Origin of the sequence: Rathayibacter tritici, assembly GCF_001641005.1 — a bacterium.
GTDB classification, from domain to species: Bacteria; Actinomycetota; Actinomycetes; order Actinomycetales; family Microbacteriaceae; genus Rathayibacter; species Rathayibacter tritici.
In genome coordinates this window covers 2555183-2568427 of record NZ_CP015515.1, presented here as the reverse complement: position 1 = coordinate 2568427, position 13245 = coordinate 2555183, and the positions used below count along the sequence as shown (strand labels likewise).

Below are 13245 nucleotides of genomic sequence, written 5' to 3'. Positions count from 1 at the left end.
AGCGAGGCCGATATAACGAAGAATCCTCGGTCTGCGGCGCGCCAATTGCTCGAGGTCCCGGGCGGGTCAGCTCTCGAGAGCGTGCCGCACCGCATCGTCCACGATGTGGCTGACGTGAGTGTCGGCGACGGAGTAGTGCGCCTCGCGGCCGACTCGCTCGACCGCGACCAGACCGGCGGCCCGGAGGGTACGCAGATGCTGCGAGACGAGGGGCTGCGAGAGCCCGGTGCTCTCGGCGAGGTGCCCGACCGTCGATGGTTCGGCCGCGAGCGCCCGTAAGAGGCGCAGTCGTGAGGACGAGGAGAGCACCTTGAACAGCTCGGCGGCTGGTTCGAGGTCCTCGGTCATCTGCACATCCAATCAGACGTGCAGGCGATCGGCCGGTCAGCACGGAGCCTCTGCCCTGCCGCATGTGCACCTGTGGAGTGGGTATCGGCCAGGCCGACTTCGGCGTGGGCGCGAACCAGCAGTCGAGCACGGCACTGTCCTCGGGAAACATGGCGTCCGTTCCTGGCGAGAGCTAGCCGACCGTGACCGCAGCGGCGGACGGGCGGGTGCCCTGCCGCATCCAGACGAAGAAGCCGACCAGGGTGAACGCGCCGTAGAAGACGTACATCAGCCCGGATGCGTAGTAGCCGGCCGAGAACAGCAGCGGCACGCCGACCAGGTCGACCGCCACCCAGATGAGCCAGAACTCGACCCAGCCCTTGGCCATTCCGTAGGTGGCGAGGACGGAGCCGACGAAGATCCACGCGTCGCTCCAGACCGGCTCGTAGGAGCCGAGCGCGCGGAACACGGGCGTCAGCACCGCGATGCCGCCGACCATGCCGAGCACCAGCAGGCCGCGTGTGCGCCAGGACGCCCAGCGCGGCTCGATGAGGGTCGCGGAGTCGTCCGGGCGGTGCGTCCACCGGTACCAGCCGTAGATGCTGACCAGGATGAACATCACCTGCCGCCCGGCCTGGCCGAGCAGGGTGACGGGGTTCGGCGTGCCGAACAGGGCACCCATGAAGACCGTGAACAGCAGCACGTTGCCGACCAGGCCGACGGGCCAGGCCCAGACCTTCCTCCGCATCCCGCCAAGAGCGCTGAGCAGCCCGAAGACGTTACCGATGACCTCCCGCCAGAGCACGGTCTGATCGCCGAGGACGATCTGCGCGTCGAACAGCCAGTGCACGAGGTCCACGAGGCCTTCTTCCTGAGTCGGGGTGCCGGGTGGTGCAACCCTGCCCCAGGCCGGGCCATTCCCGGTACGGGCGGATGCGGACACCGCGCGCCGACCCTGAAAGCGCGGGCCGCAGCGAGAACGCGACAGGCGTCCTCTCTCCTCGCCAGGAGCGAGCGTGCCGACGTCGTTGTTCTCACTTCTGCCCAGAAGTGAGAGTAAGGAAAGCCATGTTCTCACTTCTGGCTGCAAGTGAGAGTAAGAACTACCCTTGTTCTCATGAGCGAATGGCCGCCCGTGCACTACGAGACCTTAGCCTGGGCGTCGAAGACGCCCCGCGAACTCCTCACGCGACGACAGTGGGAGGCCAGCAGGGGCGAGTACCAAGCGGCTGTCCCGCCCTTGCTCGCGGAGGTCCCGGTCGAGATCAGTCCGGCCGTCGTCGCCGAGGCGGCGGACGCATCGGCGCTGCTCACTCGGTTCGACGCAGAGGTCGGGTTCTCTCTGCTCCCGTTCGCCTCCATCCTGCTCCGCAGCGAATCGGCGTCGTCCTCGCAGATCGAGAACCTCACCAGCGGTGCGCGGGCGATCGCGGAGACTGAGATCGGGGAGCGGGACAGCGGCAACGCGTCCCTCATCGTCCGCAACGTCCGCGCCCTGCAGGCGGCCCTCGCACTCGCGGACCGCCTCGACTCTCGAAGCGTGATCGACCTGCACGCCGCGCTGCTGGCCGATCACCGCCCCGAACTGACCGGCCGCTACCGGGACGAGCAGGTCTGGATCGGCGGATCCGGCGTCAGCCCCCACGGGGCTGCCTTCGTCCCTCCTCGGCATGAGCGGGTGGAGTCGGCGATCGAGGACCTGATCGCGTTCGTCGCCCGCACGGACGTCCCCGCCCTGACGCACGCCGCACTCGCCCACGCGCAGTTCGAGACCATCCACCCGTTCCCCGACGGCAACGGCAGGACCGGCCGCGCCCTCGTCCAGGCGATGCTCCGGGCAGCGCGCCTGACGACGACGCTGACCATCCCCATCTCCGCCGGTCTCCTGCACGATGTGGACGCCTACTACGCAGCGCTCGGCGCCTACCGTGAGGGCGACGCCGACGCCATGGTTCTCGCCTTCAGTGCCGCCTCGGTTTTCGCTGTCGGCAACGGTCGCGTCCTCGTCGCCGACCTCGAGGAGGTCCGTGCGGGGTGGATCGACCGGATCGGAGGCCTGCGCCCGCATCACTCGGCCAGGCGTGTCGCGGACCTCGCGCTCGAGCAGCCCGTGCTGTCCTCGACCCTGGTGGCCGAGCGGCTTGGGATCTCCGCAGCGGGGACTTACCGCGCTCTGGATGCACTCACCGAGGTCGGCGTCCTGCGCACTGCGAACTCGTACCGGCGGAACCGGCTCTGGATCGCCGACGACGTCATCCGGGCGCTGGACGCCTTCGCCGACCGTGCGGCCCGGCGCTCGCGACGAGGCTGACGCCCAGCAGCACCGCGGCGACCGTAGGCTGGCAAGATGACGTCCCGGGTGCGACTCCTGCTGGCCTCCTCGCACCCCGGGCCGACCGTGACCGTCACCGTGCTGGCGACCGTGATCGCCTCAGCGTCCGGGCATCCGCTCGGGCTGGTCGTGCTGGTGGCGCTCGCCGTGCTGCTCGGGCAGCTCTCGATCGGGCTGGCGAACGACTGGATCGACGCCGACCGCGATCGGGCGGTGGGGCGCACCGACAAGCCGGTCGCGCAGGGGTTGATCGGCGTGGGCACGGTCCGCGGGGCTGCCCTGGGTACCGCAGCGGCGGCCGTGCTGGTCTCGCTGCTGCTGGGGCCGGTCGCCGCGATCGCTCACCTGGTGCTGGTCGCCGCGGGGTGGGCCTACGATGCGGGGCTCAAGCGCACGCTCTGGTCGGTCGCTCCGTTCGTGGTCGCCTTCGGGCTGCTGCCGGTGGTCGCGGTCGCGGCGGGCGACGGAGGACTCCCTGCCTGGTGGGCGATGGCGACCGGAGCGGTGTTCGGCATCGCGATCCACTGCACGAACGTGCTCCCCGACCTGGTCGACGACGAGGCCACGGGCGTTCGCGGATTCCCGCACCGTCTCGGGCTGCGGCTCTCGGGAGTGGTCGCGTTCGGTTCTCTGGTGGTTGCGGCGCTACTCGTGCTCGGCGGTCAGCTCGTCGGCGACCAGCCCGTGCGCGGGACGGGAGTGGTGCTCGCGGTGCTCGGGACGCTCGCGGTGATCGTGCTCGCCGCCGCCGGCATCCGCCTGGTGCTGACCGGGCCGCCGACGCGGACGCTGTTCCGGCTGGTCATCGCGGCGTCGCTGGTGCTGGTGGTCGAGCTCGGGCTTGCGGGCGCGCGACTGATCGGCTGAACGGCCGGGCCGCCGCTCAGGACCAGCGCATCGCGTAGACGCGGGCGAGCAGATCCGAGGTCGGCAGGGCGAGCGCCGTGCGGAGGAACGCCTCGCGGCCGCGGTGAGCGAGCACACCGAGCGGACGTCCGAGCGCCATGTTCGCCTCCGCCTGACGCGCCGCGCGACGGGCCGCGATGGTGCGGCGCCGAGCGAAGTCGGGCCAGGGTCCGCCCTCGCCGCGGTGGACGGCACCGGCGAGCAGGGGAGCGAGCTCTGCGGCGTCGAGCCAGCCGAGGTTCATACCCTGCCCGCCGATCGGGCTGATCTCGTGAGCGGCGTCACCGATGAGGACGACGCGGCCGACGCCCATCCGCTCGGCCTCGCGACGCCGCACCCCGAAGCCGCTGAGCATCGTGCAGGTCGCTGGATCGGCCTCGGCGCCCGTCCGGTCGCGGACGGTGACGGCCAGGGCGAGCGCCGCCTCCTGGTCGGGGGCTTCCTCCGGCCGCCACGCGGGAGCACCGAGTGAGCGGTCGGGGCCGCTCAGCGCGACGTAGCGGCGCCTCCCGCCCGGCAGCGGGAACGACTCGACCACTCCCGCCGGGCCGACGTCGACCAGCGCGGTGCCGGTGAGACCGGCGGGCTCGGGGTCGGTGAAGTCGCCCATCACGTAACGGTCGGGATAGTCGCGGCCGGTGGTGCGGATCCCGAGTAGCTCGCGGACGGTGCTGCGAGCGCCGTCCGCGCCGACGACGAAGGCGGCGGAGACCGAGACCGGCTCGCCGCCGGGCCCGGTTCCGGTCACCTCGACCCGGGAGCCACGGCGCAGCAGGCCGGTCAGCGCGAGTCCGGGGCGAAGCGCCTCCGGAGCCGCCGCCTCCAGCCGCTCGCGGAGGATCGCCTCGGTGCGGTGCTGGTCGAGCGTCACGACGTAGGGATGCGTCGCGGAGGCGCTCGCGAACGAGAGCGTGCCGAGGGTGCGCCCGCGGCTGCGCGCGACGCCCTCGCGGACGCGGGTGGCCTCGGCCAGCACGGGCACATCGGCGCCGACGGCGGCGAATGCGTCGAGCGAGGGCGGGTGGATGCCGATCGCCCGCGAGCCGTGCGGCACGGCCGGACGCCGCTCCCACACCTGCACGCCGACTCCGTCCCGCGCCAGGAGCGCGCCGAGCAGAAGCCCGACCGGACCGCCGCCGACCACGAGCACGTCCGTCTCCGCTGTCACGGCACGAGCCTAGGCAGCGGTGGCGCGTCGGGCGAGGGGGTGCGCTCGGCCGCCGCGCGTGCTCGCGTCCGCGCGAGCGCTGTGCAGCGTCCGCCCGGCCGCGTCACTCCGGGCCGACGACCAGCTCGTCGTCGGCGGCGCGCGAGACGCACGGCATGATCCAGTCGCGCTGCTCCTCGGGGGTCAGCACGAGGTCGCGGTGCTCCGCCGTGCCGCGGACCAGGCGGAGGCGGCAGGTGCCGCAGGTGCCCGACTCGCAGGAGGAATCGACATCGATCCCCCAGGAGCGGAGCGCTGTGAGGAGCGAGCGGTCGGCCGGGACCTCGACGGCGGCGCCGGTCGGCTCCCAGACAGCGGTGAAGGGGGACGCCCGGCCGCCGAGGGCGTCGACGCCCGCGAAGTCCTCCACGTGGATCCGGCTCGGGCGCCAGTGCACGGTGAGGGCGAGGACGTCGTCGATCAGGGCGGACGGACCGCAGCAGTAGACGCGGGCGTCCTCGTCGGGCTCGGCCACGAGCGGCCAGAGGTCGAGCCGGCCGTGAACCGAGCTGTGGTGCACGAGGGAGCCGTCGGCCGAGAACTCGTCGAGCCAGGCGGTGTCCTCCGGGGTGCGGCTGAGATAGACCACCTGCACGGCCGAGCCCCGCTCGCGGAGCTCGGCGGCCATCGCGCGGATCGGGGTGATGCCGATCCCGCCGGCGATCAGGAGGTACCGGGCGGCGGGCTGGAGCGCGAAGGTGTTCGCGGGAGGCGCGGAGGCGAGCACGTCGCCGACGCGCACGTCGTCGTGGAGACTCCGGGATCCACCCCGGCCCTCCGGCTCGCGGCGGACCGCGATCGTGTACTGCGGCGGCTGCGCGGATCCGGGCTCGACGAGGCTGTAGCTGCGGCGATCACCGGACGGAGTGGTGAGCGTGAGGTGCGCGCCGGCCGAGTAGCCGGGCAGCGGCGCGTCGTCCGCGCTGCGCAGGACCAAGCGGGTGACGGCCGAGGTGAGCGCCTCCCGCTCGGCCACCACGAGTCGCAGCTCAGCCACGGAGCACCAGCTCGTCGCCGACAGTGAGCGTGCCGCCGTCGAGGACCTCCGCATAGACGCCGAGGAGTTCGTGGCCGTAGGTGTCGTGCAGCAGCCGCGGCACCGGCAGATCGCGCCGTCCGGTGCCCGGCTCGACCTCGGTCGCGGCGCATCGCTCGGTGGCCTTCGTGATCCGCAACCGCAATCCGCCCGCGGTCAGCTCGCGCCCCAGCAGATCGAGTTCGCTCCAGGCGGGCAGCCCCTCGAGGTGGATGTTGCCGCGGAACCGCAGCGGGTCGATGCTCCGGCCGGCGCGATCGGCGAGGTCGCGCACGCTCGCCAGATTGATCAGCGAGACGTACTCCATCTCGACGTCGGAGCTGCGGGCGGAATCGGTGAAGCGGCGACCCTCGTCCTGTGCGATCACTGGCTCGACGCCGGGTGGCAGGTCGAGCACGCGGGCGGCGAAGGAGCGCAGCGCGGCGCGCCCCTCCTCCGTGCCGAGATCGGCGGTGAGAACCCGGTGCCCGCGGACATCGATCGTGAGCACGCCGCTCTCGGGGTCGAGGTGCGTGCTCAGGCCGGCGAGGCGGGCCTCGGCGACGAGCACGAAGTACTCGCGTTTGGAGATGCCGTGCCGCATCCCCGGCCGGTAGGCACCGCCGGGACGGGCGAGCGCGATCGTGCGGTCGAAGGGGACGCCGCGGCCGGCCGTGAGCGCGACACAGGGGAGGGGCTGCGGAGTCAGACCCTTCACGGGGTAGACGAAGAGGCCGTCCACGCGTGTCGTCATGGGTCCATCCTGGCGTATCGCGGCGGGCGGTCGGGCTCGACCGCGGGGCCCGTGGCGCGGGTCAGGACTGGAGCGAGAGGCCGACCAGGGGCGGGACGACCAGCGCGCCGAGCTCGACGATTGCGACGCTCGCGCCGACACCGAGGGTGATGGCCGAGAGCAGCCGCGGGCGGTCCCGGCGCACGACGCCGATCACGCCGACGAGCGCGGTCGCGGTCGCGAGCACCAGCATCATGACTCCGAGAGCGGCGAAGAGCGCGCCGATCTGGGTGGTGTCGAGGCCGCCCCGATACGCGAGGACCGGGACGGTGGTGGTGAGCGCCGTCCGCGCGACCTGCGCGAGGACGAGCACGATCGCGAGCACCAGGCCGATGATGCCGACGACGTCGCGGGGTCGGGGCTGCGGGTGGGGGTGCGGGGCGGAGGCGGTCACGCGGTCGAGCCTAGGTGCGGGTGCGGGCGCGGGGCGAGCGTGGTTCCTGCGGGGTCGGGCGCTCGCTCTCCCCTTGCGGTCGGACCGCGACGCCCGCACGCTGGGGCTATGACCGGATGGAGTGTGCTGGAGATCGTCGGAGCCGTGGTGGTCGCCCTCGCGCTGATCGGACTCGCCGTCGCCGTCGGAGCGGGCGAGGAGATCGCGTTCGTCGCTGTGCTCGTCGCGTTCGCCGCGGGGGTTTCCGGACTCGGTCTGCACATCGCCGGCCGAGAGGCTCGCTACCGCCGCGACAACCGCTGAAGGGTCAGCGTCCGAGGTGCAGCACGCCGGTGGTGATCAGGCCGCTGCGCGTCGTCCATGCCCAGCTCCTCCACCAGCGCGCGGTCATTCCCGTCGACGTCGCCGCCGAAGTAGGGCGGGTCGTCGCTCGCAACCGTCGCGACCAGGCCCTCGCGGAGCATCGCGGGCAGCGGATGATCCGCCATCGTGTTCACCGCACGCAGGGCCGCGTTCGACACAGCGACGCGAGGAGCGGTGATCACGTCGCCGGAGCGGTGGAGCCGACCGCCCTCCGGGGACGGCGCAGCAGCCGCAGTCCGGTCGCCAGCTGCCACGCGGTGACGGTGTAGACGGAGGCACGCTCCACCACACCGTCGGACAGCAGATCCACGCCGGGCACGCGCGTGTCGACCCTGACGCGGCGACGGCCTCGGCTGCGAGGTAGTCGGAGTCCGACTAGCGCCGGAGCGACCACCACCGGCGGCGGCGCTCGGGTTCGGCCTCAGCGCGCGCGAGGGCCGCCGCGGTGCGGGCGGCGCGGCGCTCGGACCAGGCGGTGACCTCCGCGTCGACGTCCCGGAGCGGCGTGACGACGGGCGGTCCGCCGAGCAGCTGCCGCCGCGCCTCGATCACCCGCGTGTTGAAGTCGGCGAGCTCGGCGCGCACCTCGTCCTCGCGGTGCAGGCGGTCGAGCCGCTCGTGGAGCGTGCGGTCCTCGGAGCGGAGGAGGAAGGCGGCCGGGCCGATCCCGGTCAGGTTCTCGCGCTCGATCTTGCGGCGGATCCACCAGTCCGGGTCGTGAGCCGCGCCCAGGTCCGGCAGCGGCTTGCCCGAGCCCGGCAGATCGTCGACATCGCCCCGGCGGATCGCGAGCTGGATCGCCGTCTCGACGAACACCGCCCGTTCGCTCGGGTCCTCCGGCAAGACGGGCTGCTCCGGCTCCTCCCCGACCGCGCCGCTGACCCGGTACCGGGCGGCCCGTTCCTTCGCATCCGACATCCCTCCACGCTAGAACGCGCTCCTCGGCACGGGCAAGCGCCCGCGGCGACAGGGGACGGCTGCGGCTGCCCACCACGACAAGGGCGGGCAGCCGCAGTCACAGCGACGCCGCGCGGCGCTACAGCAGCGCTGGAGGAATCGCGGTGATCAGCATCACTTGCAGGGCGGCGACTTCTTGTACCAGACCTGGTGGGCACCGTTGATCAGCCGGATCGCGACCAGATCCGCTCCTGTCTCGACGCCGGAGGCCGTCCCCGGCTGCGCCGAGCCGTTGTCGCCGTGAATGCTCCCGTCCGAGTTCTGGAACACGAGTCCCGCTGATCCGGGACTCGAGACGATCCGGATCGCGTCCGCCGAGTCCTTGACGGGCTTTTCGGAGGTCTTTCCGGTGCCGGCGTTGTAGACGTAGAGGCCGTCGGACTTCTTGTACCAGACCTGATCCTGGCCGTCGACGGTGCGGATGGAGACCAGGTCGGCGCCGGTGTCGACTCCCTTTTCGGTGCCCGTCTGAACTGCGCCGTTGTCGCCGTGGATGCTCCCGTCGGAGTTCTGGAACACGAGCGCCGCAGACCCGGAGCGGGAGATGATCTTGATCGCGTCGGCCGAATTCGCCACGGGCTTCTCGGAGGTCTTTCCGGTGCCGGCGTTGTAGACGTAGAGGCCGTCGGACTTCTTGTACCAGACCTGGTCCTGGCCGTCGACGGTGCGGATGGAGACCAGGTCGGCGCCGGTGTCGACTCCCTTTTCGGTGCCCGTCTGAACTGCGCCGTTGTCGCCGTGGATGCTCCCGTCGGAGTTCTGGAACACGAGCGACCCCCGCCCGGACGTCGAGATCACCTTGATCGCTTTCGCCGAGTCCTTGACCGGTCCGGAGACAGCGCCGCTGCCCGCGTCGTACTTGTACAGCCCGTCGGACTTCTTGAACCACACCTCGGCATTGCTGTTCGTCCGAATCGAGACGCGGTCGACCTTCGTGTCCACGCCGGAATCGGTGCCCTTCTGGGCAGTGCCGTCGTCGCCGTAGATCGTGCCGTTCGAGTTCTGGAACACGAGGTCCGCCGAGGTGCTGACGGCGACGACCTTGATCGCGTCCGCCGAGTTCTTCACCGGCCCGGAGGTCTGGCCCGAGCCCGCGTCGTAGACGTAGAGGCCGCTGTCGGCGGAGGGGTCGGCCGAGACCGGAGCCGAGGCCGAGAGCGAATCCGACGTCGCCGCGAAGGTGCTCTTCCCGCCGCGGGCCGGGACCGAGATATCCGGAAGCGTGATGAGCCCGTCGGAGCCGGTCGTCCCGGTGTAGGAGGTCTTTCCATCCGCGAAGGTGTAGCCGTCGGCGAGCTTCACCGTCACGGAGCGGCCCGGGTCCGCGGTCGTTCCATCGGTCGTGCGCTTGACCTGCACCCCGGTGATCGTGCCGCAGGCGGTCCCGCTGTACGAGGACCGGGTGAAGGCGAGCGTCGGCGATCCGGAGGCGGCGGCGGCGGGCGTGGCGGTGGTGACGGCGACCGCGGGGACAGCCCAGGCGGCTCCCTTCACCAGGGTCCGACGCCCGACTCCGTTCTCAGTGGGGATGCTCCAGCCCTCGCTCAGGGTGATGGTGCGGGTGGTGGTCGGCTTCTTCATGCAGTACTCCGATGTGCTCGGTGATCAGGACGCTTCACATCGTGGGGATACTCCGGCGCCGCGAAGGAACTGGAAAGCCGATCGGAGAGGATCCGGGTCGTTCTCCGAGAGGATCCGGTAGCGAGGCGCCCTCTCGCGGGGGCGGCCGTCGCGGCCTGCGCATCATGAGGGGAGCACCCGGAACGGCTGCTCTGTCCTGATCCGCCGCACGGAGGTCCGAATGCCGTCCTGTCACGACGTCCGGCGGGAGAGCGGAATGTCCCTCGTCCGGGAGGAGGCCGCGGAGTGGCTGGCCGCGAAGAACTACTGCGTTGCGGTCACGTCGTCGAATCTGCGTGTCGTGGGTGACTGGGTCGTCATCGACGAATTCTCGCTGGGCCGCTTCTATCACAACGCCCCGTCGCTCATCCGGCATTCGAGCGGGAGCGGAGTAGCGCTGCTGATCGTGGTGGACGGGGGCGTGCATGTCACCCGGGGCGCGGAGAGCTGGGACCTGGACAAGGGCGACGCGCTGGCGATGCCGCGGGACTGCCGCGTGGAGCTGCGCAGCGTCGGACCCTACGGTGTTGTCGAGGTGGAGCTGGGGGAGCGGTTCACCGGCCGGTACGCGGTCGAGAACGGCACCGTCCCGACCCGCATCTCGGCCGAGACGGGGACCCTGCGCCTCCTCGTGAGCGCGAGCTCCCTCACCCTCACGATCGCCTCGAGCATCGACTGCTCCGAGTGGCAGCACCTCAGAGACGTGAATCGAGGCGGCGGCAGGAGGGGCGCTGCGCTGCGCCGACTACGGCAGCGAGGTCGCCGGGCCCTACGCCGCACTCCTGCGCAGGGCTCGGGAGACGATCGGCCGCCGCGCTGCGGAGGCGGACTTCAGCGTGACGGCCCTCGCCACCGCGCTCGCCGTCTCGCCCGCGCTACTGCATCGCGCGTTCGCCGCGATCGGCAGCACTCCTCTCACCGAGATCCGGCGCGAACGAGTGGCCGCGGCTCGTCGGATGCTGGATCGTCGGCGCTCGCCGTCCGCCGTCGAGCTGGAGAGGGTCGCAGCACTGTCGGGCTTCCGCTCGCTGCGGGCGCTGCGCACCGCCTCTCGCGCGATCGACCTGAACCGGAGCGGCTAACGCCATCCGCTCCGCCGTCCGCGACCGCCGCGTGAGGGGGTGCGGGTCCTCCTGCATATGGCGCCACCGCGCGCACGACGTCCCGGATTCAGGCACGCTCGACATCGTGACGACGACTGAGCGTGATTCGATCATCACCCCCCTACAGCCCCGGGCGAGGCACACCTACGATGCGCTCGTGAACGCTACGCGTGAACTCGTGCGGGAGCATCGCGGTGCCTGGCCGGCGACGAGCGACGTCGCGGAGCGGGCAGGTGTCTCCATCGGGAGCCTCTACCGCTACTTCACCGACATCCGGCACCTGATGGCGACCGTGCACAGCGAGGACCAGGTGTTCCAGGCGCACCGCGAGCTGCTCCGAGCCGCCGGTGCCGCCGCGCGTCGACGGCCGAGACCCGGCGCGCGGCAGCAGGCGGAGGCGGCTCTCGAGGCCCTGATCATCGTGCTCAGCGAAGACCCGGATCCGGAGCTCGCCGCGGCCATCTGCGAATAGGTTCGGAGCTGCGACGGGTCCCGGGAGCATCGGGGTGGTTCAGCTGTGGCGGAGCATCCGGGAGAAGTAACGGCAGCACGGCGGCCGGGCGCTGTGGCCCGACCGCCGCGCTGATGTCCGTGCGCTGCTCGTCTCAGCAGGGATAGGCGCGCTCCCGTCAGCTGCAGGCGGGGGACTTCTTGTAGGCGTACAGTTCGGCGGTGAGTGAGACCAGGTCGGCACCCTTGTCGACATCGGAGGCGGCACCGGGCACAATCTTGCCGTCGCTGGTGCGGACAGTGCCGTCCGTGTTCTGGAAGATGAAGGCGGCCCCTCCGTTCGACGAAATGAGCGTCTGCGCCGTTGCCGAGGAGTCGAGCGGACCCTTGGTCGAGCCGTCCTTATAGTTGTAGAAGTAGATGCCGTCGGATTTCTTGTAGCAGTAGAGTTCGTTGGTGATGGAGACGAGGCCGGCGCCGGTGTCGACTCCGCTTGTGGTGCCTTTGACGATTCCGCCGTCGCTGGTGTGGAGCGAGCCGTCGGAGTTCTGGTAGATGAAGGCGCCGCCTCCGTTCGTGGAGATGAGTTTGATCGCGTCCGAGGAGTCTTTCACCGGTCCACTGGTGGCTCCGGTCTTGTAGTTGTAGAAGTAGATGCCGTCGGATTTCTTGTAGCAGTAGAGTTCGTTGGTGATGGAGACGAGGCCGGCGCCGGTGTCGACTCCGCTTGTGGTGCCTTTGACGATTCCGCCGTCGCTGGTGTGGAGCGAGCCGTCGGAGTTCTGGTAGATGAAGGCGCCGCCTCCGTTCGTGGAGATGAGTTTGATCGCGTCCGAGGAGTCTTTCACCGGTCCACTGGTGGCTCCGGTCTTGTAGTTGTAGAAGTAGATGCCGTCGGATTTCTTGTAGCAGTAGAGTTCGTTGGTGATGGAGACGAGGCCGGCGCCGGTGTCGACTCCGCTTGTGGTGCCTTTGACGATTCCGCCGTCGCTGGTGTGGAGCGAGCCGTCGGAGTTCTGGTAGATGAAGGCGCCGCCTCCGTTAGTGGAGATGAGTTTGATCGCCTTCGCCGAATCTTTGATGGGACCGGTGCTGTCCTTGGCGCTGTTCTTGTAGTCGTAGAGGTAGATCCCGGTCTTGTCCGACGCGGTCGACGAGACCCGCGCGGAGGTTGTCAGCGAGTCCGAGGCCGCCTTGAACGCGCTGTCGCCGCCCGTTGAGGGGACCGTGATGTCCGGGAGTGTGACGAGGCCGTCGGTTCCGGTCGTGCGCGAGACCGTGGTCGAGCCGTCGGCGAAGGTGTAGCCGTCGGCGAGCCGCACGGTCACGACCTTGCCGGGGTCGGCGGTGCTGCCGTCGGTCGTCCGCTTCACCTGCACCCCGGTGATCGTGCCGCAGGCCTTGCCGCTGTAGGAGGACTGCGTGAAGGCGAGGGTGGGCGAGCCCGAGGCTGCTGCGGCGGGGGTCGCCACCGACAGGGCCAGCACCGGGACGGTCCAGGCGCTGCCCTTCACCAGGGTTCTGCGGTGGACCCCGTCTTCGGCGGGAATGGTCCAGCCGTCGTCGATGCGGATCTCGCGGGGAGTGCGGGGGGTCGAGTCGTTCATAGGGCCTCCAGGGCTTGTCGAATGCGGACGGCCCTCATGGTTCGCGGTGGACACGCGTCGGCGGAACCGTGGAGGCGGTGATCGGGACGATTCCGCAGAGAAGTCGGGAAGAAGCGACAGCCGAGCGGCTTCTCGGCAGGGCATGGCCGTTCTCTCGGGTGACGGCGACCT

The 13245-nt window shown here is 70.7% G+C and carries 16 protein-coding genes; 5 read left to right on the top strand and 11 right to left on the bottom strand.

From position 1 onward, the window contains the following. Positions 1–66: 66 nt before the first annotated feature. Complete coding sequence (locus tag A6122_RS11590) at positions 67–348, bottom strand: ArsR/SmtB family transcription factor (protein ID WP_068255080.1); 282 nt, start codon at positions 346–348, stop codon at positions 67–69. Positions 349–520: 172 nt separating this feature from the next. Then, positions 521–1186: a nicotinamide riboside transporter PnuC gene (gene pnuC / locus A6122_RS11585; RefSeq protein WP_068255076.1), complete on the bottom strand. Its 666-nt coding sequence runs from the start codon at positions 1184–1186 to the stop codon at positions 521–523. 258 nt (positions 1187–1444) lie between these two features. Between pnuC and A6122_RS11580 the strand changes: the two genes are divergently transcribed. Then, positions 1445–2638 carry a Fic family protein gene (locus tag A6122_RS11580; RefSeq protein WP_068255074.1) on the top strand — a complete coding sequence of 398 codons (1194 nt, stop codon included), beginning with the start codon at positions 1445–1447 and terminating at the stop codon, positions 2636–2638. Positions 2639–2674: 36 nt separating this feature from the next. Next, the gene (locus A6122_RS11575; protein ID WP_068255071.1) at positions 2675–3526 is read left to right on the top strand and encodes a UbiA family prenyltransferase; all 852 of its coding nucleotides are present in this window, start codon (positions 2675–2677) and stop codon (positions 3524–3526) included. 16 nt (positions 3527–3542) lie between these two features. Here the strand turns inward: A6122_RS11575 and A6122_RS11570 are convergent, their stop codons facing one another. The 4 genes from A6122_RS11570 to A6122_RS11555 all read right to left on the bottom strand — a co-directional run bounded on the left by A6122_RS11570 (position 3543) and on the right by A6122_RS11555 (position 6974). After that, complete coding sequence (locus A6122_RS11570; protein ID WP_068255068.1) at positions 3543–4733, bottom strand: FAD-dependent oxidoreductase; 1191 nt, start codon at positions 4731–4733, stop codon at positions 3543–3545. A gap of 103 nt (positions 4734–4836) precedes the next feature. Next, positions 4837–5769: a PDR/VanB family oxidoreductase gene (locus A6122_RS11565; RefSeq protein WP_068255065.1), complete on the bottom strand. Its 933-nt coding sequence runs from the start codon at positions 5767–5769 to the stop codon at positions 4837–4839. Next, on the bottom strand, positions 5762–6541 hold the full coding sequence (locus A6122_RS11560) for an MOSC domain-containing protein (RefSeq protein WP_068255062.1): 780 nt from the start codon (positions 6539–6541) through the stop codon (positions 5762–5764). The genes A6122_RS11565 and A6122_RS11560 overlap by 8 nt, the downstream gene beginning before the upstream one ends. Before the next feature lie 61 nt (positions 6542–6602). Next, the gene (locus A6122_RS11555) at positions 6603–6974 is read right to left on the bottom strand and encodes a hypothetical protein (RefSeq protein WP_068255061.1); all 372 of its coding nucleotides are present in this window, start codon (positions 6972–6974) and stop codon (positions 6603–6605) included. 108 nt (positions 6975–7082) lie between these two features. Between A6122_RS11555 and A6122_RS11550 the strand changes: the two genes are divergently transcribed. Further along, positions 7083–7277 carry a hypothetical protein gene (locus A6122_RS11550; protein WP_068255060.1) on the top strand — a complete coding sequence of 65 codons (195 nt, stop codon included), beginning with the start codon at positions 7083–7085 and terminating at the stop codon, positions 7275–7277. On the opposite strand, the gene A6122_RS17495 is transcribed toward A6122_RS11550, so the two are convergent. From A6122_RS17495 to A6122_RS11535, 4 genes are all read right to left on the bottom strand, one after another. Next, the gene (locus A6122_RS17495; protein WP_068255059.1) at positions 7256–7519 is read right to left on the bottom strand and encodes a hypothetical protein; all 264 of its coding nucleotides are present in this window, start codon (positions 7517–7519) and stop codon (positions 7256–7258) included. The genes A6122_RS11550 and A6122_RS17495 overlap by 22 nt on opposite strands. Next, complete coding sequence (locus A6122_RS17490) at positions 7516–7647, bottom strand: hypothetical protein (RefSeq protein ID WP_257722298.1); 132 nt, start codon at positions 7645–7647, stop codon at positions 7516–7518. The genes A6122_RS17495 and A6122_RS17490 overlap by 4 nt, the downstream gene beginning before the upstream one ends. 65 nt (positions 7648–7712) lie before the next feature. Beyond that, positions 7713–8255, bottom strand: coding sequence for a DnaJ family domain-containing protein (locus A6122_RS11540; protein WP_068255056.1), 543 nt, complete (start codon positions 8253–8255; stop codon positions 7713–7715). A gap of 153 nt (positions 8256–8408) precedes the next feature. Next, the gene (locus A6122_RS11535) at positions 8409–9875 is read right to left on the bottom strand and encodes a ligand-binding sensor domain-containing protein (RefSeq protein ID WP_068255051.1); all 1467 of its coding nucleotides are present in this window, start codon (positions 9873–9875) and stop codon (positions 8409–8411) included. A gap of 875 nt (positions 9876–10750) precedes the next feature. Between A6122_RS11535 and A6122_RS16670 the strand changes: the two genes are divergently transcribed. Together A6122_RS16670 and A6122_RS16995 are read left to right on the top strand one after the other, a co-directional pair. Continuing rightward, positions 10751–10996, top strand: a complete 246-nt coding sequence (locus tag A6122_RS16670) for a helix-turn-helix domain-containing protein (protein WP_104261926.1) — start codon at positions 10751–10753, stop codon at positions 10994–10996. A 178-nt stretch (positions 10997–11174) separates the two neighbouring features. Next, complete coding sequence (locus A6122_RS16995) at positions 11175–11489, top strand: TetR family transcriptional regulator (RefSeq protein WP_167542378.1); 315 nt, start codon at positions 11175–11177, stop codon at positions 11487–11489. A 157-nt stretch (positions 11490–11646) separates the two neighbouring features. Here A6122_RS16995 and A6122_RS11520 read toward each other — a convergent pair whose 3' ends face one another. After that, on the bottom strand, positions 11647–13074 hold the full coding sequence (locus A6122_RS11520; RefSeq protein ID WP_068255048.1) for a ligand-binding sensor domain-containing protein: 1428 nt from the start codon (positions 13072–13074) through the stop codon (positions 11647–11649). Between the last annotated feature and the right edge of the window lie 171 nt (positions 13075–13245).

What these genes read in the sequence shown, in the direction of transcription:
- A6122_RS11590 (WP_068255080.1), bottom strand. Translation starts at nt 348, where the DNA reads ATGACCGAGGACCTCGAACCAGCCGCCGAGCTGTTCAAGGTGCTCTCC.
- A6122_RS11580 (WP_068255074.1), top strand. Translation starts at nt 1,445, where the DNA reads ATGAGCGAATGGCCGCCCGTGCACTACGAGACCTTAGCCTGGGCGTCG.
- A6122_RS11575 (WP_068255071.1), top strand. Translation starts at nt 2,675, where the DNA reads ATGACGTCCCGGGTGCGACTCCTGCTGGCCTCCTCGCACCCCGGGCCG.
- A6122_RS11560 (WP_068255062.1), bottom strand. Translation starts at nt 6,541, where the DNA reads ATGACGACACGCGTGGACGGCCTCTTCGTCTACCCCGTGAAGGGTCTG.
- A6122_RS11550 (WP_068255060.1), top strand. Translation starts at nt 7,083, where the DNA reads ATGACCGGATGGAGTGTGCTGGAGATCGTCGGAGCCGTGGTGGTCGCC.
- A6122_RS11540 (WP_068255056.1), bottom strand. Translation starts at nt 8,255, where the DNA reads ATGTCGGATGCGAAGGAACGGGCCGCCCGGTACCGGGTCAGCGGCGCG.
- A6122_RS11535 (WP_068255051.1), bottom strand. Translation starts at nt 9,875, where the DNA reads ATGAAGAAGCCGACCACCACCCGCACCATCACCCTGAGCGAGGGCTGG.
- A6122_RS11520 (WP_068255048.1), bottom strand. Translation starts at nt 13,074, where the DNA reads ATGAACGACTCGACCCCCCGCACTCCCCGCGAGATCCGCATCGACGAC.